Below are 17,744 nucleotides of genomic sequence, written 5' to 3' on the forward strand. Positions count from 1 at the left end.
GGATTCGTGTCTGCGAATCCGGGGCCGGCACCCGCCTCCCCGTTGCGGACGTCGAGCCGTCCGCGCGCCGTCCGGGCTACCGGACGTTCGCGATGGAGTCGTCCTTGTCGATGCCGCGACGCTTGGCGCCGAGCAGCGGGACCAGGTTGAGCAGGAGTCCGACCACGGCCACGGCGGTGACCAGGTTGGCGCCGGGGCGGTAGGAGCCGAAGTCGGCGTCACCGGCCTTGGCGCCGGTGGTCAGCGCGGTGACCACGGCGAGCACGAGGGCCGCGCCGACCTGGCCGGAGGTCTGCACCAGGCCGGAGGCGAGACCCTGTTCGGAGTCGTCGATGCCCTCGGTGGCCTGGGCCATGATCGCGCTGAACCCGAAGGCGAAGCCGCCGCCCAGGAGCAGCATCGTGGGCAGCACCGCGAACGCGTAGTTCGGCGTGGTGCCGGCGGTGGCGAGGAACCACACGTAGCCGAGGCTCATCGAGGCCATCGAGGCGATCAGCAGCGGCGCGGTGCCGTAGCGGTTGATCAGCCGGCCGGTGAACGGCGAGCCGAAAGCCACGACCAGGCCGGCGGGCAGCAGCGCGAGCGCCATCCGCAGCGCGGACCAGCCCAGTCCGTCCTGGAGGTAGAGGGTCATCATGAACTGGAAGCTCATGTAGGAGCCCATCAGCGCGACCATGCTCAGGTTGGCCCGGACCACGGTGCCGACACGCAGGATGCCGAACCGCACGAGTGGGTGCGCGATGCGCTTCTCGACCAGGACGAACGCGGTGAGCAGGGCGGCGGCCAGGACTATCGAGCCGAGGGTCAGCGGTGCGCCCCAGCCGCGTTCGGGAGCGGAGACGACGGTGTAGACGGCCAGCAGCATGCCGCCGCTGAGGGTGATCGCGCCGACCACGTCGTGGCCGCCGGAGTCGGCGGGCCGGTCGCGCGGGATCAGGAACCAGCCGCCGACCAGCGCCAGGATGGCGAGCGGTACGGGGATCAGGAAGGTCCAGCGCCAGCCGAACTCGGTGAGCAGGCCGCCGAGGATCAGGCCGGAGGAGTAGCCGCTGGCGCCGAAGACGGAGAAGACGGACAGCGCCCGGTTGCGGGCGGGGCCCTCGGGGAACGTCGTGGTGAGGATGGACAGGGCGGTGGGCGCGGTGAACGCGGCGGCCAGGCCCTTGATGAAGCGGGTGGCGATCAGCAGGCCACCGCTGTCGACCATGCCGCCGAGCAGCGAGGCGCCGGCGAACACGGCGAGCGCGATCAGGAAGACCCGGCGGCGGCCGAGCAGGTCGGCGGTGCGACCGCCGAGCATCAGCAGCCCGCCGTAGCCGAGGATGTAGCCGTTGACGATCCATTGCAGGGAGGTCGCCGACAGACCGAGTTCGTGGCCGATCGACGGCAGCGCGACGCCGACCATCGAGACATCGAGGCCATCCAGGAAGAGCACGAGGCACAGCACGGCCAGGACGCCCCAGAGTCTGGGGGTCCAGTGCGAACCGGACGGTGTTTCGGCCGACGAGGAGGACGAGGGGGCGGAGTGCTCGCGGGAGGACGGTCCCGCGTAGGTCTCGACTGTTGAAGCCATGGGCAAGAACGTACATGCGCACGCATTGAATGTCTACGCATTAAATGTGGGTGCAATAAATTTGCTTGCATGTTACGACGGGCGGCGCTACCGTGACGCAATGAAGACGAAGGACCCGCTGATCGAGAGCTGGCGCGAGCTGTTGTCGCAGTACAGCCGGGTGGCGCACGAACTCGATCGCGCCCTTCAGGCCCGGCACGGCCTCACGATGAGTGACTTCGAGGTCCTCGATCGCCTGGTCGACGCCGAGGGCTGCAAGTCCCGCATCCACGACCTCGTCGTCGATCTGCACCTGAGCCAGAGTGCCTCCTCGCGCGCCGTGGCCCGCCTCGAGAAGTGCGGCCTGGTCCAGCGCGCGATGTGCGAGAGCGACCGCCGGGGCGTCTTCGTCATCGCCACCGACAAGGGCCGCGCCCTCCACGAGCAGGCCCGGGTGACCCAACTCGCCGTGCTCGGCGAACACCTGGTCTGAACACCGGGTCCGCACACCCGGTCCCGCACACCCGGTCCGAGGCCGCCGGGCACGCTTGCCTTCACGCCGGCGTCAATGTCTACGGTCGTCATCGCCGGCCGTCGCGTGGCCGATCCCAAAATCGGATCGGCCACGCGGCGGCGTCCGGCACCGTGCCGAACCGAAACCGCGACGATTCGAGGCCGTGCGTGCCCTCCCTTTTGCATCTCGACGCGAGCATGCGTCGGACCGGATCCGTATCCCGGGCCCTGTCCGCCCACTTCGCCGCCCGTTGGCGTGAACGCCACCCGAGCGGCGCGTACACCTACCGGGACCTGGCCGCCCAGCCGATCCCGCACCTGACCCACGCGGTACGCGAAGCGCTCGTCGACCCGGGGGCCGAACACGGCGCGCCGGCGGACGAATGGGCGCTGACCACCGCGCTCAACGCCGAGTTGCGTGCGGCGAGCACGGTCGTAATGGGCGTGCCGATGTACAACTACTCGATCCCGTCCACGATCAAGACCTGGTTGGACCGGGTCGTCTCCCCGGCCACCATGGCGGTGCCCGGCGGCGAACCCGGCCCCCTGGCGGACACGTCCGTGATCGTGATCAGCCCTCGTGGCGGTTCGTACGCCCCGGGCACGCCGCGTGCGGGTTGGGACCACCAGGAGCCCTACCTGCGCGCCGTCCTGGGGTCCGTCGGCCTCACCGACGACCTGACCACCTTCGTGCCCGCCGAGTTGACGCTCGCCGCGGTCGTGCCGCGGATGGCAGCCCTGAAGCCGCTCGCCGAGCAGTCTCTCGAACGGGCCTACCGGATCCTGGAAACACTGGCCGGCGGGGATGCGGTGACGACGGGGTAGACCGTCGCTCAGTGGGCCGCCTGGTGGAAGTGGCTGGGGCGGCCGTCGTGGTGGACCAGGGTGCCCAGGCGTGCGGCCTCGGCGCGGTGCAGCAGGCGCGCGCGACCGTCGGCGCCGCGCAGCACGGTGGCATGCCACGGGGTGGCCCAAACATCGGGAGCGTCCAGCAGGCGGATCCCGAACTTGTCGGCGCCGCGCCGTTGCGGGTGGATGGACAGGCGTACCGCGCGCGGGTGGTGTTCGGCGATCAGGTCGCTCCAGGCCCGGCTGCGCTGGATGACGCCGTATGCCCGGTCGCGGCAGTCGCGTTGCAGCGCGGATCGGGTGCCGGGGAAGTCGGCGGTGTCCTCGAACAGGAACCGGGTGATGCCCCGGTACAGCCGCAGCGTGTCCTCGTCGGACCGGACTTGGGCGCGCAGTTCGGCCAGGGTCGGGGCGAGACGCGCGTGCAGCCAGGCACGTTTGTCCGCGTGTGTGCGGGGGTCGGCCGAGCCGGTCGGGTCGTCGCCGAGCACGTCGCGCAGGTCGAACACGCTCAGCCGGTTCAGGTCGTTGCCGGCGATGACGGCGCGCAGTTCGTCGGTGTAGGCGTCGACGTGCGCGTCCGGGACGCGGACGAGGTCGGCGAAGACGTGGCCGTCGGAGCAGATCAACATCCGGGCGCCGGGCGGGTGTACGGCGGCCACCGACGCGCACAGCCCGTCCAGGAAGGCCAGGCTCAGCCGTTCGCCCTCGTCGGGCAGATGTCCCAGGACCTTGGCGGGGTTGGGCGATTTGCAGGGGAAACCCGGCAGCGCGAACACGACGGGTTCGCCCCGGGCGACGAAGTCGGCCACCCGGTCGAGTTGTTCGGGAAAGTCGGCGACCGATTCGCGGCCCGGGTCGAGGTCGCGTTCGGCCGCGCGGCGGTGGGGCAGGAGCAGTTCCAGGATCGCGGCACTGATCGCGGCGGTCTGCGCGGCACCGGGGCGGTCGCGGTGGTCGATGGCGTGCATGGCGTGGTCACGCCCGCTCGGTGTAGGTGACCGGCAACGCGTCGACGCCGCGCGCGAGCACGGCGGGGATCCACTCGACGTCGTCGACCGGGACGGCCGGGGCCAAGCCGGGCAAGCGGGCGAGGAGCGTGCCGAGCGCGACTCGGAGTTCGACCCGGGCCAGCGCGGCGGCCGGGCAGAAGTGGATCCCGTGGCCGAAGGCGAGGTGCGGGTTGGGGCTGCGGTCGAAGTCGAGGGTGTCGGGATCGGGGAAACGTTTCGGGTCCCGGTTGGCCGCGCACAGCGAGACGATCACCGAGTCACCGGCGGGGACGGGGGTGCCGTGCAGGTCGTCGTCCGCGGCGAGGAAGCGCCAGGTGGTGAGTTCGAAGGCGCTGTCGTAGCGCAGCAGTTCCTCCACGGCGGCGGGCAGGAGCGCGGGGTCCTCGCGGAGTCGGTCCAGGTGGCCGGGGTGTCGCAGGAGGGTGATCAGGGCGGTGCTGATCTGGTTGGTCACGGGTTCCTGTCCGGCGACCAGGAGCTGGAAGATCATCGAGTCCAGCTCGGCCCGGGTCAGTTCGCCGGCGGCGTGCGCGGCGACCAGTCGGCCGAGCAGGCCGTCGTCGTCCGGGTCGGCCCGGCGGTCGGCGACCAGGTCGGCGATATAGCCCTGGAGTTCACGCAGCAGCGCCTCGTACCCCGCCCGGCGCGGATCCCTCGGACCGACGGGCTGCACGACCTTGCACCACTCGCGCCGGAACCGGGCCGCGAACTCCGCGGGCAGTCCGATGACTTCGGCGAGGACCCGGAACGGGAAGCGGGCCGCGAAGCAGGCCACGACGTCCGCTCCCCCGCCGGCCGGCATGGCGTCGACGAGGTCGTCGGCGATCTCCTGGATGCGAGGTCGCAGCGCGTCGACCCGACGCGGCGCGAAGGCGTCGGTGACCAGGCGGCGCATGGTGGTGTGCTTGGGCGGGTCCTGGTGGAGCAAATGCACCTGGAGTTCGGTGTGTTGCGGTTCGGGCATGATCGAGGCGAGGGCCCGCCAACGATCGTTGCCCAGGTCGTGGTTCTTGCCCAGTCGAGGATCGTTGAGGGTGGCGTGCGCCGCGTCGTATCCGGTGACCAGCCAGGCGCCCACCCCGCTGGGGAAGCGCACCCGATGGATCGGGCCGGCGTCGCGGAGCTTGGTGTAGAGGGGGTAGGGGTCGCGTTTGTACTCGCGCCCGTACAACTCGACGGCGTGCGGGTCGTTCGTGGTGCGGTCGGGGCGGTTCGTACCGGGTTCGATCCGGGTCACGGGGTGCGTCTCCCTGGCGGTGCGGTGCGGTGCGGGCGGTGCGGGTGCGGGCGGTGCGGATGGTGCGGGGCCGTGGTCGGGCAGGCGGTGTGCGTCGGGTGCAGACCGGTCGGGCTCAGATGGTGATCTCCGGTCGGTACAGGTCCAGCCACAGGCCCAGGTCGACCACACGTTCCAGGCGCAACCGGTGTCCCCACGGCAGTTCGTGCGCGGGCGCGTCGAGGCAGGACTTGATCACCGTCTCGTCGACGAGCGCGCGGACCCGTCCGCCGTGCCCGTCGAGGGCATCCCGGGCCAGGTCCTGCAATCCCCGGTTGTAGTCGGGGTGATGGGTGGCCGGGTAGTGGTTCTTGGGCCGCTCCCGGATCGGGCGCGGAGCGAGCGTGTCGCCGGCGGCGGCCCGCAGCAGGCTCTTCTCCCGACCGTCGAAGGAGTGCAGCGACCACGGCACGTCGTAGGCGTACTCGACCAGGCGATGGTCGCAGTAGGGCACCCGCACCTCCAGCCCCTGGGCCATGCTCAACCGGTCCTTGCGGTGCAGGAGTTGGCGCAACCAGCGGGTCAGCGACAGGTGCCGCAGTTCGCGCAGCCGGTGCTCCTCGGCGCTCTCGTGCGCGGCGTGCGGCACGGCGGCGAGCGCGGTGCGGTAGGTGTCCGCCCGGTATTCGCCGATGCGCAACGTGCGGGCCACGTCGGGATGCAGCGGCATCGCGGCCTCGTCGCCGGTGACCAGAAGCCAGGGAAAGGTGTCGGCGGCGCGGGCGGCGGGGCTGTGGAACCACGGGTAGCCGCCGAAGACCTCGTCGGCCGCCTCCCCCGACACCGCGACGGTGGCGTGCCGACGGATCTCGCCGAACAGCAGGTACAGCGACGTGTCCATGTCGCCGACGCCGATCGGCGAGTCGCGGCAGGCGACGACCGCGCGTCGGTGCTCCGGGTCGAGCAGGGAGCGCGGATCCAGGACCACCGTGTCGTGAGTGGTGCCGATGAACCGGCCCGCCTCGGCGGCGTACGGGGTGTCGTGGCCCGTGCGCAGTATGTCGGCGGTGAACGTGTCGGCCTGGTCGGTGTAGTCGACCGCGTAGGAGCGGAGCCGGGCGTCGGGGCCCTCGCGGCGCCGCAGTTCGTCGGCGAGCAGCGCGGTGACCACGGTGGAGTCCAGGCCGCCGGACAGCAGGCTGCACACCGGTACGTCCGCCTCCAGTTGGCCGCGGGCGGCGTGTTCGACCAGGGCGCGTACCCGTTCCACGGTGGTGTCGCGGTCGTCGTGGTGTGCGCCCACCGCCAGTCGCCAGTAACGGTGTTCGCGGATCCCGGCCCGATCGAGGGTGAGGATCGAGCCGGGTTCGAGTTCGCGGATCCCGGTCCAGACGGTGGGACCGGTGTCGAAGAGCAGCCCGTAGGCCGCGCGCAGTCCGTCCGCGTCCACGCGCGGTTCGATCTCGGGATGGGCGAACAGGGCCTTGGGTTCGGAGCCGAAGGCGATGCCGTCGCGCACCCGGGCCCAGTACAGCGGCTTGACGCCGAGTCGGTCGCGGATCAGGACCAGGCGGTCGTACCGCGGGTCCCAGATCGCGAACGCGTACATCCCCTCCAGGTGTTCCGCGCACGCCTCGCCCCATTCGAGGTAGGCGCGAAGCACCGTCTCGGTGTCGCTGCGGGTGCGGAACTCGTGCCCGGCGCGGCGGAGTTCGGCGCGCAGCTCGTGGTGGTTGTACACCTCGCCGCTGTACCCGAGGACCGCCTGGGGCTCCTCGGGCCGATCCACCATCGGCTGCGCGCCGCCCGCGAGGTCGAGCACGGCAAGGCGTCGATGGCCGAACGCCGCGTGTGCGTCCGCCCATACGTCCCCCGCGTCCGGGCCGCGCCGGGTCAGGGTCGAGGTCATCGCCTCCACGACCGGGCGGAGCGGGCGCCCGTCGGGCCGGAGGCACACCCAGCCGGCGATTCCACACATGCGTGATCCGTCCTTCGGTCGAGGCGTCGGCTGCGGAGGGATCGGGGCGGGGTCCGATGGCGCCGGTGGGGCGCCCCCGCCCTCGTCGTTCCACCCGAACAGTCGTCCGCCCGACCGACAAAGTTCCCCGGCCGCGCGGGTGGTTCGCGCGGGCTGGTTCACGCGGGCGGGTTCACGCGGTCGGGGCGGGGCGCGCGGCGGGGCGTCGGGCGAGCAGCGTGATGGCGAGTGCCGCCACGATCAGGACTCCCGCCACGGCGAAGGTGACCCGGGTGCCGGTCGCCACCGCGTCGGCGCTTGCCGTGGTCACGTCGTGTGCGCCCGAGGCGAGCGCGAAGACCGCGCCCATCACCGATGTGCCGGTGATCAGGCCGAGGTTGCGCGACAGGTTGAGCATGCCGGAGACCACCCCGCGTCGATCGGGCCGGACGTCGGCCATCACGGCGGTGTTGTTCGCGGTCTGGAACACCGCGTATCCGGCGGTCGTCACCACGATCGGCGCCAGGTAGCCGGCCGGCCCGAGGTGTCCCGAGGTCAGCGCCAGGGCGAACGCGCCGACGGATATCGCGATCAGCCCGACGACGGTCATCCGCCGTGCGCCGAAGCGGTCCGCGATCCGGCCGGCCGGTACCCCGGTGAGCGCGGCGACGACCGGGCCGACCGACATGACGAGTCCGACGAGCGCGTCGCCGAGGCCCAGCGCCCGCGCGAGGTGGAACGGTCCCACCACGAGCGTGGCCATCATCACCGTCGACACCAGCGCACTCGTGGCCAGACTCGCGCTCAACGCCGGCTCGCGCAACATCGCCAACCGGATCAGCGGCGACGTCGCCCGCGCCTCGGTGCGCACGAACAGCACGACGCCGAGCCCGGCCGCCCCGAGCAGCGCCGCGTTCAGCGCGCCGAACCCGCCGCGCCCGACGGTCATCGCGAGGGCGTACGCGCCGAGCGTCCCGGCCAGCAGCAGCGTGCCCACGTGGTCGAAGCGGGGTCGGTCGGCCCCGGGCTCGCGACGGTCGCTCGGCAGGTGTCGGTGCGCGAGCAGCAGGGCCAGGATCGCCGGCGGCACGTTGACCAGGAAGATCGCCCGCCAGCCCGGCCCGGCGATCAGCGCGCCGCCGAGCGACGGACCGAGCGCGGTCCCGATCGCGGACATCGTGCCGAGCAGGCCCATCGCGCTCCCGGTCCGCTCTCTCGGCACCGTTTCGCCGACGAACGCCATGGTGAGCGCCATCATCACGGCCGCCCCCAGGCCCTGTACGGCACGAGCCGCGATCAGCGTCTCCAGGGTCGGTGCCAGACCGCACAACACCGAGCCCCCGGTGAACACACCGATCCCGACCAGGAGCAGCCGGCGGCGCCCGATCAGGTCGCCGAGCCGGCCGGCGCCGACGATCACGGTGGTGATGGCGAGAAGATAGGCCAGCACGATCCACCGAACGCGGGCGAAGGAGGCGGAGAACGTATCCGCCAGCGTCGGCAGCGCGACATTGGCGACGCTGGTACCCAGCGAGGACAACAACATGGACAGGCACAGCCCGGCGAGCGCCCACCGCACCGAGCCCGAGCCCGGCCGCACAGCGTGTGTCACCGGCGCGTCCCGCGAAATCTCCGAGGTCATGGCGAGGAGGCTGCACCGGCTCCCGCACGCCGGCAACTCGTGTTGCCAAGATGGGGACGGCGCGGTGGAATGCCCGCATGACGGACGACGCACTCCCCTACCGGACGGTCCTCGACGAGGTCGCGCCCCGCCTTCGGCGGCTGCGGGCCGAGCGTGGTCTCACGCTCGCCGCGCTGTCCGAGACGACCGGCATCTCCAAGAGCACGCTGTCCCGACTGGAGTCCGGGCAGCGCCGACCCACGCTGGAGTTGCTGCTGCCGCTGGCGGGCGTGTACCGGGTGCCGCTGGACGATCTGGTCGGTGCCCCGGAGGTGGGGGATCCCCGGATCCGGCTGAACCCGCACCCGCTGCCCAGCGGCGGTACGTTCATCCCCCTGACCCGGACCCCCGGCCCGCTCCAGGCGTTCAAGATGATCATCCCGTTCCGGGGCACCGAGCCCGCCTTCCGTACCCACGAGGGCTACGAGTGGCTGTACGTGTTGGAGGGCCGGCTGCGGCTGATCCTCGGCGAGCACGATCTGGTCCTCGGCCCGGGCGAGGCCGCCGAGTTCGACACCCGGGTCCCGCACTGGTTCAGCAGCGCGGACGAGCGCCCGGTCGAGGTGCTCAGCCTCTTCGGTCGACAGGGGGAACGAATGCACGTACGCGCCAAACCCCGCGCCACCACCGACTCCGAGTAACGACGGTCGGCCTTGCGTCGGCACACGCACGGGCCCGAACCGCCCCACCGGCGGGCCGGGAAACCTTCCCGTTCGCAAGGCCCGCGCCCACCTGGGGGTTTCCCCATCGGCAAGGCAAATCCGGGCAACGGCCGGCCCGAACCCTCGCCGGGCACAGGCGCGTCGCGGTAAATTCCGCGCAGTCGCGCGGCCGTCGCCGCACGGTGCTCCCGGTGAGAGCAGGTGCATGCCGATTTCTCCGTCACTCCCCCACGCCGGTGCCGCGAAGTCGGCCGAACTCGACCGGGCGCTGCGCTCCGGCCCGTTCGAACTCGCGCTGCGGATCGCGATCCGCGAGAGCGGACTGAGCCTGGAGAGCATCCAACGCCGACTCGCCCACCGGGGCGTCCAGGTGAGCGTGTCCAGCCTCAGCTACTGGCAGCGCGGACGCAGTCGCCCCGAACGGGCGGATTCGCTGGCCGCCGTACGGGCGTTGGAGAACCTGCTGCACTTGCGCGCCGATGCGCTGATCGTGCTGCTCGGCCCGCGTCGGCCCCGAGGCCGCTGGGTCGACCACATCCCCGGATCGCTCGACCACACCGGCACGTTCGGAGATCCCGCGGTCGAGGGGGTACTGACCGACTTCGATCCGCGGACCAACGCCCGCCTGGAGTGCCTGCACAGTCGCATCGACGTACACATCGGCCGCGTCCGCGAGGAGCAACGCATCGACGTGGTGCAGGTGTTGCGCGCGGTCGCCACCCGGGCGGACCGGCTGATCCTGCTCACCGAGGCGAAGCCGGAGATGTCCCTCGGCGCCGACCTGGGCCTGTCCGGGCTGGTCGGCTGCCGGCTCGGCCGCCGTCGGGTCGATCGTGAACACGGCTTCGCCGCCGTCGAGTTGCTGCTCGACGTGCCGTTGCAGCAGGACGAGACGGCCGTCGTGGAGTACAGCTACGCCTACGCGTCGTCCGTGGTCTCCACCGGCTACGCCCGGATGGTGCGCTTCCCCGGCCGGACCATGGTGTTGTGCGCGCGATTCGACCGCCGCATGGTGCCGGTGCGGTGTACGGCCGGGTGGCGGCCCCGGCACGACGCGCCCGCGCAGGATCACCGCGAGGTCCGGATCGCGGCGACGGGCCACGCCTGCGCGGTCTTTCCCGAGGTGACCCCCGGCATCTACGGCCTGCGATGGGAGTGGGACGACGGGCCGGCGGACGGCGTGGTACACGACTGAGGCCGCCCGGCGCGCACCCCGAAGGGGTGCGGCGGTCGATCGTCGCCACACCCCCGCGTCGGCACCCGGACGGCTACTTCCCGGCGACGGCCAGCCGGGTGGCCTCCCAGTCCGGGCCGACGTCGACGGCCGGGGTCCGGCTCAGGCCGGTGTTGCGCGCGGCCTCCTCGACCGCGTCGGGATCGCCCGCGCCGTCCCGGCCGGCCCTGGGCGTGAGCAGCCAGACGACGCCGTCCTCGGGGAGCAGGCCGACGACGTCGAGCAGCGTGTCGGCGAGGTCGCCGTCCTCGGCACGGAACCAGAGCAGCACGGCGTCGGCGACGTCGTCGTAGTCCTCGTCGACGAGGTCGTGGCCGGTCAGCCACTCGATGCCCTCGCGGAGGTCGTGGTCGACGTCGTCGTCGTAGCCCAATTCCTGGACGATCTGGCCGGGTTCGAGGTCCAGCCGGACGGCGGGGTTGGTCTGCTCGTACTCGGTTGTGCTCATCGCTGCCTCCCGAATCACGACGCGCCTGTCACGTCACACAGTAGCCAAGCAGATACATACGGTGCGCGCGGTGATCCACGCGGGAGGTCGTCGCCGGCGCCGGTGCCGGCGCGCCTTCCGCTCACGCCACCAGGGCCGGGGCCAGCGCGCTCGCGGCGAGCATCCGGGGCGCGCCGGTGCCGTCGGCCGGGACGGTCCACAGGTCGGCGCCGTAGTCGCCGGGCAGGGCGTACAGCAGCGTGGCGGCGTCGGTCCACAACGCCTGGTCGTCGACGTTGCGTCGTTCGGCGGTGGCGCTCTCGGTCATCGTGCGCAGGTCGAGCACGTACAACCGCCAGGGTGCGTCGTCGGGCGCCTCGGGGGCGCGCTTCTTGTAGGCGATCCGGGTGCCGTCGGGCGACAGGGAAGGGCATTCGACGTTCTGGTGCAGCGTGGTGAGGGTGTGCGCGGCGACGTCGCCGGCGGCCAGCCAGGTGTGTCCATCGGTGGCCACCGTCACGTAGAACCGGTTGTCGTCGGCGAAGGTGACGCCCCAGATGTTGATGTCGGGTGCCCGGTAGAGACGACCGTTCCTGGTCACCGCGAAGCTTTCCAGGTTCTCCTGGACGGTCCACGTGTGCGTGTCCACGATCGTGGTCCAGGTGGAGAAGTCGGCGCCCGCGTAACCGTCCCCGCTCACGAACACCGTCCAGGCGACCATCCGGCCGGAGGGCGAGACCCGGGCCCGGGTCGGGATTCCGGCGGCCGGGAAGCTGCGCCTCTCGTGCAGGTCGGCGTCCAGGATCACCGCCCGGTAGGTGTCCACGAGCGGCCCGTGCTCGGCCCGCAGGCAGATCCCGGTGCCCGAAGCGGCGTGGAAACGCAGGCACTTGAGGCCGGACACGGTGCGCGGCCCATCCGGTCGATCGGCCGGTACGCCCGCGATCTCGTCCCGGTGCGGCCCCCAGGCCATGTTGCGGAAGAGCAACCGCGGCCCGCCCGCCGTCGGGCCCAGCGCGACCGGACCCGGGTGCACCGCCGGCCCGCCGGGCTGTTCCCGATCGCGCCGACCCGCACGTTCGGCGGCGTCCAGGACCGCCCACGTGCCGGCCGCGGCCAACACCACGAAGGCGACGAGCAGGACGACCAGGCGGCGGGCGGCGGTCGTTCGGTCGACGGTCATCCGGGCTCCTCGTCGGTCGGGCGGGTACGGGACGCGGCGGGCGCGCAAGTCCCCGGTACGGCAGCCGGATCGGCCGCCCGCAGCACGTGGCGCGCCACGACCAGGGCCACCACCAGCGCCGCCGCCGTCAGGGACAACGCGGCCCGATCACCCCAGCGGGTCCACAGCGCGCCCAGGGTCAGGGAGCACACGAAGCGCCCGATCGCCTGCCCGGTGCCGACCAGGGCCAGGCTCGCGCCGCAGTTCCCCGGCGGCGCCGCACTCGCGGCGGCGGCCGGCAACACCCCGTCGGTGGCCGCGTAGTACAGCCCGTGCAGCGCGAGCACCACGACCGGCGCCGCACCGTCGAACCACCCGCCGTCCGTCCCGGAACGCAGCAGCAACGCGTATGCCCCGAGCAGCGCCAGGTGTCCGAGCAGGAACATCCGCCGCCGGCCGATACGATCGGCGACCGCTCCCAACGGGGCGGCCAGGAGCAGGAACACGGCGGCGGTGCCGATGGGCAACAGCGGGAACCACTCGGCGGACAGCCGATACCGGTGTTGCAGCAGCAGGTAGACGAACGAGTCGCTGACGGTGGCCAGTCCGAGCAGCGTGGCGCACACGGTGAGCCGACGCAGCCGCGGCCGGCCCAGCAGCGCCCGCACCCCGCCCGGGCCGGACGGCGCCTGCGGGGGGCCTGTTCCGGCTTCGCTCGTACCCGCGTGCGCGGAAGCCGGCCGCGGATCGCGCGGTACGAACAACACGAGCACGAGTACGCCGAACGCCGCCACGCACGAACTCACCACGAACACGGCGTGATACCCGTCGACGGTGACGCGCAGGATCAGGTACGCCAGCACGGGACCGGCGAGCGCGCCGACGGTGTCCATCGCCCGGTGCACCCCGAACGCGCGTCCCCGTCGCTCGGGCGGCGTGGCCGCCGAGATCAGCGCGTCGCGCGGCGCGGTGCGCAGCCCCTTGCCGGTGCGGTCCACCGCCAGTACCGCACCGAGCAGGGTCAGGGTGTGTACGCACGCGAGCACCGGTTTGCACAGCGCCGACAGGGCGTAGCCGACCACCGCCACCACCTTGTGCCGGCCGCCTCGGCGGTCGCCGAGAAACCCGCCGAGCAGCCGCATCAGCGCCGCCGAGCCGTTGTAGACCGCGTCCAGGACGCCGAAGCCGAGCGGCGACAGGCCCACGGTGGTGACGAGGTAGAGCGGCAGCACCGAGGTGACCATCTCCGAGGAGACGTCGGTGAGGAGACTGACGATCCCCAGGACGAGCACGGTGCCGGCGACACCCAGGAGCCGCCCCGGTCGGCGGACCGGGGCGGCGTCGGACGCCGGGGAGCGACGGCTGTCCGCGAGGTACACGATCAGTTCCAGATGCCGCTGATGTACTGGGCGGAGGCGGACTTGCCCGCGTGCGCGCCCGTACCGGCCAGGTCCTCGATCGTGTGCAGGACGTCGTAGTGGTTGTAGGAGGTGGAGGTGGAGCTGCCGGCCTTGACCGGTTGGCCGTAGAGCACGGTCGGGATGTGGTTGCCGCTGTGCTTGTCGTCCTCGTCGTAGGTGACCACCAGCACGCTGTTGTGCGTCCTGGCCCAATCGGCATAGCCGCCCAGGTTCTTCTTCAGCCAGCTGTCGCCGGTGGACACCCCGCAGTCGTGCATGTCGCTGCACAGGTTCGGGATCACGAAGGAGACGTTCGGCAGTTTGGCGTAGTCGCCGGGGAATTGGCCGAAGGTGTGCGCACTGGAGGTGGGCACGTTGTCGAAGCCGAACCAGGGCACGTGCTTGCGGGCGTACTTGCCGCTGCCGCACGTGGTCGAGCCCTCGCCGGGCAACGATTCGCTGTAGCTGCCCCAGGACTTGCCGGCGGCGATCACCTCGGAGGCAAGGTTTGCGGCGTGCGAGAAGCCGACCTGGTAGCAGGAGTCGCCGGTGATTCCCTGGGTGCTGCCGGAGAAGACGGCGAAGTAGTTCGGCTGGCTGGGGTGGGTGATCCCGTACGACGCCTTGAGCAGGGCGCCGCCGTTGGCCAGCGAGTTGATGAACGGGGCGCTGCCGCTGCCGATGATCTGCCCGTAGGCGTGGTTCTCCATCATCACCACGACGATGTGCTCCGGTGCCGGGGTGGTCGCGGCCGAGGCGGGGCCGGCTCCGGACAGGGTGGCCAGCGCGAGGCCGCCGGCGGCGGTGGCGGCGAGCGGGAGGGACACGCGGGAGCGGAACCGGGAGCGGGGGCGGGGCTTGCGGTCGCGGGATTCGGACCGGTCTCGGGAGCGGGTACGGGAACGAGCCTCGGCGAATGCGAAAGGCATGCCTGTCTCCGATGAGTAAGTGGGGGAACCCGCCCGGCTCGCGACACGGGGTCGGTCGGCCGGGGCGTGGTGCCGACGAAGGTCCCGCACCGGCGGAGCACGCGTCAACGCGTCGCCGGGGGCCGATCGGCTTTCTGTCGACGGCCCGGCAAATCTGTGGACGGCGCGGGGGCGGGCCGCGGGGTCGCCGGGTGCTCGTCGGGGCTCGTCGGGAGCGGGTGGGGAGCGGATGGGGAACTCGTCGAGCGCTCCCCGTGCGTCTCCCGATCGCTGGTCGGGCGGGGCCAATTCCCTGGATTCGCCAGTGGACGGACGCCCCCGGCCCAGCACCGGTCCGTCCACTGGCGAATCCACGGAATTGGCTGCCGGGTTCGGCCGGGCGGGGCGCGTCGGCGCAGGTCGGGGCGGGTATCGCGGGTGTTCGCCGTTGCCGGTCGAGGGGCGTCGTCGCCAGTGGACGGCGGGGCCTCGAAGGGCCGTTGACCGACCCCGCCGAGACGCGCCAACCTCTGGATCGCCACGGCGGCCCGCTCGTCCATCCGGGTCCCCGGGCACCGCCCCCGTCGGTCCGGCTCGCCTCGACGGGACCTTCGGGGGCGTCCACCCTCCCCCATCACTCCTCGGGAGTCATCGTGATCCCACGTGCCCGAACGCCTTTTCGGTCCTACGGCGGTTGCGTCGCGCTGCTGCTGTGCGCGCCGTTGATCGGCGCGGCACCCGCCGCGGCCGCCGCGTCGTCGGCCGCCGACACCCCGGTCGGGGCCCGCTCGGCCGCCGGTGGCACCTCCGGCAACTGGTCCGGCTACGCCGCCTCCGGATCCACCTACCACTCGGTCTCCGCCTCGTGGGTCCAGCCGTCGATCACCTGCGCCCATACCGGGGCGGTGTCGATCTGGGTCGGCCTGGACGGCAGGGGCAGCAAAACCGTCGAGCAGACCGGCACCCAGGCCGAGTGCAACCGGGTCGGCGGCACGCCGCGCTACTTCGCCTGGTGGGAGAACTACCCGGATCCGGAGTCGGTGTTTCGCGACCCGGTCCGGCCGGGCGACACCATGACCGCCTCGGTGGTGTACCACCCGGATTCGGACAACTACACCACCAAGCTGACCAATTCGACGCTCGGCTGGACCGAGACCAAGACGCTCGCGCGCTACCGGGGCGCCACCAACGGCAGCGCGGAGGTGATCGCGGAGGCACCGAGCCGCAACGGCGCGCGCGTCCCACTGGCCGACTTCGGCAGCGTCACCTTCACCGACGCCACGATCGACGGCCACACCCTCGCCGCCGCCTCGGCCGGGCCGATCACCATGGTGCAGAACGGCGTCACGGACGCGACGCCCGGTCCGTTGTCGGCCTCCGGCAACACGTTCACCGATACCTGGAAGCACTACTGACGGCGGGCCGACGGGAGTCGGCGGGCCGCCGGTCGCGGGTGGTCGGCGGCGGCCGTGACACGGGTGCCGCCGACCATCGCCACGATCGCCCATATGTGTCAAAAACGCTACAAAGAGTGATATTCGCATAAGCCGGAGGCAACCCTCCGATGCGCCGCCGCGTTCCCCATCGGATCACCGATCACGCGCCGGCCGCGAAGGAGAGAACAACGCTGATGCGTACCACTCGTGTCCTTAGCAGCACGGTAGCCGCCGGCCTGTTGGCCGTAGCCCTGGGCGGCACGGCCGCCGCGGCCGAAGGTCTCGGCCCGCAGAGCAAGACCCTCAAGGCGCCGGCGACCGGCACCAGTGTTGGGTCCGACGAGGACCACGCGGCGCGGACCGCCGACGGCGCGGGCCGCTGCCCCCGGCCCACGCACGACTGCCAGAGCGAGAAGCCGGACCACAAGCCGTCCGACAAGCCCGACCACAAGCCCGCCGAGAAGCCCGCCGAGAAGCCGGACCACAAGCCGTCCGGAAAGCCGGCCGAAAAGCCCGACCACAAGCCGGATCACCGGCCCGCCGAGAAGCCGGACCACAAGCCCGATCACAAGCCGACCGGCCGGCCCGACCACAAGCCGGGCCCCGGGCCGATCGTGATCAACAACGTCACGAACAACACCGTGAACACGTCGAAGGTGACGGTCAATGAAACGACCAACAACACGGTGAACATCAACAACAACCACACGACGAACATCGTGCACAACCACAAGCCCGCGCAGCCCCTGCCCGAACTCCCCAAGCACGAGCAGCCCAAGCAGGTGCAGCACAAGAACGACAAGACCGCGCCGGCGGCCCTGCACGGGACGCAGACGAAGACCATGCCGGTCGGCGCCGTTGCCGGTGGCTCGGGCGGGACCACCGAGTCCGACGCCGGTCTGCTCGCCCTGGGCGGCGCGCTGGCCGTCGCGGGTGCGGGCGCCGGTGCGTTCGCGCTGCGTCGGGGCAGCCTGCGTGGCTGACACGTCCTTCGTTCGTCGCGCCGGCCGCCGCCTCCTGCTGGTGGTGGCCGTCGCGGCGGTGGTGTGCGGTGTCGTGCTCGGCGTGATCGGCTACCAGAACCGTCGCCCGCCCGCGGCGGCCACGGCCGCGCCCAAATCCGTTGCCACGGCGGCCCCTTCCCCGGCCGCCGGGGCACCCGCCGATCCCGCCCGCCCCGCCGATCCCGCCCGCCCCGCAGCGGCGCCGGCACCGCCGGAGGGCCCGATCCTGGCCCGTTCCGAGCCGGTCACGATCGACATCGCGGAGGTCGGTGTGCACGCCCCCTTGACCGCGGTCGACCTCGACGCCGACGGTGCCGTGCAGGTGCCGCCCGCCGACGACGAGCGCCACGCCGGCTGGTACGACCAGGGACCCACTCCCGGCGAACTCGGCCCGGCCGTACTGGTCGGCCACCTCGACTCGGCCGCCGGCCCCGCCGTCTTCTACGAGGTCGGCACCCTGCGTCCGGGTGCCACCGTCGAGATCCGCCGGGCCGACCAGAGCACCGCGATCTTCACCGTCGACGCGGTGGAGCGCTTCACCAAGACCGACTTCCCGACCCAGCGGGTCTACGGCGACCTGAACCGCGCCGAGTTGCGGGTGATCACCTGCGGCGGCGAGTACGACGCCGACAAGGGCGGCTACCAGGACAACACCATCCTGTTCGCGCACCTGACGGGCTCGCGCTGACCCACCCTCACCCGTGCCCGTGCCCGGTCGTCGTCCGCGACG

General features: G+C 72.0%; 16 protein-coding genes. 7 read left to right on the plus strand and 9 right to left on the minus strand.

Annotation, left to right across the window (positions count from 1 at the left end):
* Positions 1–76: 76 nt before the first annotated feature.
* Positions 77–1,573, minus strand: a complete 1,497-nt coding sequence (locus tag ACFRCG_RS47045) for an MFS transporter (RefSeq protein WP_380042827.1) — start codon at positions 1,571–1,573, stop codon at positions 77–79.
* A gap of 100 nt (positions 1,574–1,673) precedes the next feature.
* On the opposite strand from ACFRCG_RS47045, the gene ACFRCG_RS47050 reads away from it, so the two are divergent.
* Both ACFRCG_RS47050 and ACFRCG_RS47055 read left to right on the plus strand, forming a co-directional pair.
* Complete coding sequence (locus ACFRCG_RS47050; protein WP_380042828.1) at positions 1,674–2,045, plus strand: MarR family winged helix-turn-helix transcriptional regulator; 372 nt, start codon at positions 1,674–1,676, stop codon at positions 2,043–2,045.
* Positions 2,046–2,233: 188 nt separating this feature from the next.
* The gene (locus ACFRCG_RS47055) at positions 2,234–2,890 is read left to right on the plus strand and encodes an FMN-dependent NADH-azoreductase (protein ID WP_380042829.1); all 657 of its coding nucleotides are present in this window, start codon (positions 2,234–2,236) and stop codon (positions 2,888–2,890) included.
* Between the two features lie 8 nt (positions 2,891–2,898).
* On the opposite strand, the gene ACFRCG_RS47060 is transcribed toward ACFRCG_RS47055, so the two are convergent.
* The 4 genes from ACFRCG_RS47060 to ACFRCG_RS47075 form a co-directional block, all read right to left on the minus strand.
* Positions 2,899–3,885, minus strand: coding sequence for an L-tyrosine/L-tryptophan isonitrile synthase family protein (locus ACFRCG_RS47060; RefSeq protein WP_380042830.1), 987 nt, complete (start codon positions 3,883–3,885; stop codon positions 2,899–2,901).
* Positions 3,886–3,892: 7 nt separating this feature from the next.
* Entirely contained in the window at positions 3,893–5,164 is a 1,272-nt protein-coding gene (locus ACFRCG_RS47065) for a cytochrome P450 (RefSeq protein ID WP_380042831.1), read from the minus strand.
* 115 nt (positions 5,165–5,279) lie between these two features.
* The gene (asnB, locus tag ACFRCG_RS47070; RefSeq protein ID WP_380042832.1) at positions 5,280–7,121 is read right to left on the minus strand and encodes an asparagine synthase (glutamine-hydrolyzing); all 1,842 of its coding nucleotides are present in this window, start codon (positions 7,119–7,121) and stop codon (positions 5,280–5,282) included.
* A 172-nt stretch (positions 7,122–7,293) separates the two neighbouring features.
* Complete coding sequence (locus tag ACFRCG_RS47075) at positions 7,294–8,742, minus strand: MFS transporter (protein WP_380042833.1); 1,449 nt, start codon at positions 8,740–8,742, stop codon at positions 7,294–7,296.
* 77 nt (positions 8,743–8,819) lie between these two features.
* On the opposite strand from ACFRCG_RS47075, the gene ACFRCG_RS47080 reads away from it, so the two are divergent.
* Both ACFRCG_RS47080 and ACFRCG_RS47085 read left to right on the plus strand, forming a co-directional pair.
* Positions 8,820–9,422 (plus strand): helix-turn-helix domain-containing protein, encoded by a 603-nt coding sequence (locus tag ACFRCG_RS47080; RefSeq protein WP_380042834.1) that lies wholly within the window; start codon positions 8,820–8,822, stop codon positions 9,420–9,422.
* Positions 9,423–9,648: 226 nt separating this feature from the next.
* On the plus strand, positions 9,649–10,638 hold the full coding sequence (locus ACFRCG_RS47085; RefSeq protein WP_380042835.1) for a hypothetical protein: 990 nt from the start codon (positions 9,649–9,651) through the stop codon (positions 10,636–10,638).
* Between the two features lie 73 nt (positions 10,639–10,711).
* Here ACFRCG_RS47085 and ACFRCG_RS47090 read toward each other — a convergent pair whose 3' ends face one another.
* From ACFRCG_RS47090 to ACFRCG_RS47105, 4 genes are all read right to left on the minus strand, one after another.
* Positions 10,712–11,125, minus strand: a complete 414-nt coding sequence (locus ACFRCG_RS47090; protein ID WP_380042836.1) for a DUF3052 domain-containing protein — start codon at positions 11,123–11,125, stop codon at positions 10,712–10,714.
* Positions 11,126–11,246: 121 nt separating this feature from the next.
* Entirely contained in the window at positions 11,247–12,287 is a 1,041-nt protein-coding gene (locus ACFRCG_RS47095; protein ID WP_380042837.1) for a TolB-like translocation protein, read from the minus strand.
* Entirely contained in the window at positions 12,284–13,645 is a 1,362-nt protein-coding gene (locus tag ACFRCG_RS47100) for an MFS transporter (protein ID WP_380042838.1), read from the minus strand. Before ACFRCG_RS47100 ends, ACFRCG_RS47095 begins: the two co-directional genes overlap by 4 nt.
* Before the next feature lie 2 nt (positions 13,646–13,647).
* The gene (locus tag ACFRCG_RS47105) at positions 13,648–14,493 is read right to left on the minus strand and encodes an alkaline phosphatase family protein (RefSeq protein WP_380042839.1); all 846 of its coding nucleotides are present in this window, start codon (positions 14,491–14,493) and stop codon (positions 13,648–13,650) included.
* A 734-nt stretch (positions 14,494–15,227) separates the two neighbouring features.
* Here ACFRCG_RS47105 and ACFRCG_RS47110 point away from each other — a divergent pair.
* From ACFRCG_RS47110 to ACFRCG_RS47120, 3 genes are all read left to right on the plus strand, one after another.
* Positions 15,228–15,989, plus strand: a complete 762-nt coding sequence (locus ACFRCG_RS47110; protein ID WP_380042840.1) for a G1 family glutamic endopeptidase — start codon at positions 15,228–15,230, stop codon at positions 15,987–15,989.
* Positions 15,990–16,204: 215 nt separating this feature from the next.
* Positions 16,205–16,993, plus strand: coding sequence for a hypothetical protein (locus ACFRCG_RS47115; protein ID WP_380042841.1), 789 nt, complete (start codon positions 16,205–16,207; stop codon positions 16,991–16,993).
* On the plus strand, positions 16,986–17,702 hold the full coding sequence (locus ACFRCG_RS47120) for a class F sortase (RefSeq protein WP_380042842.1): 717 nt from the start codon (positions 16,986–16,988) through the stop codon (positions 17,700–17,702). Before ACFRCG_RS47115 ends, ACFRCG_RS47120 begins: the two co-directional genes overlap by 8 nt.
* Positions 17,703–17,744: the final 42 nt, after the last annotated feature.

The organism is Embleya sp. NPDC056575 (genome assembly GCF_042793325.1).
Classification (GTDB): Bacteria; Actinomycetota; Actinomycetes; order Streptomycetales; family Streptomycetaceae; genus Embleya.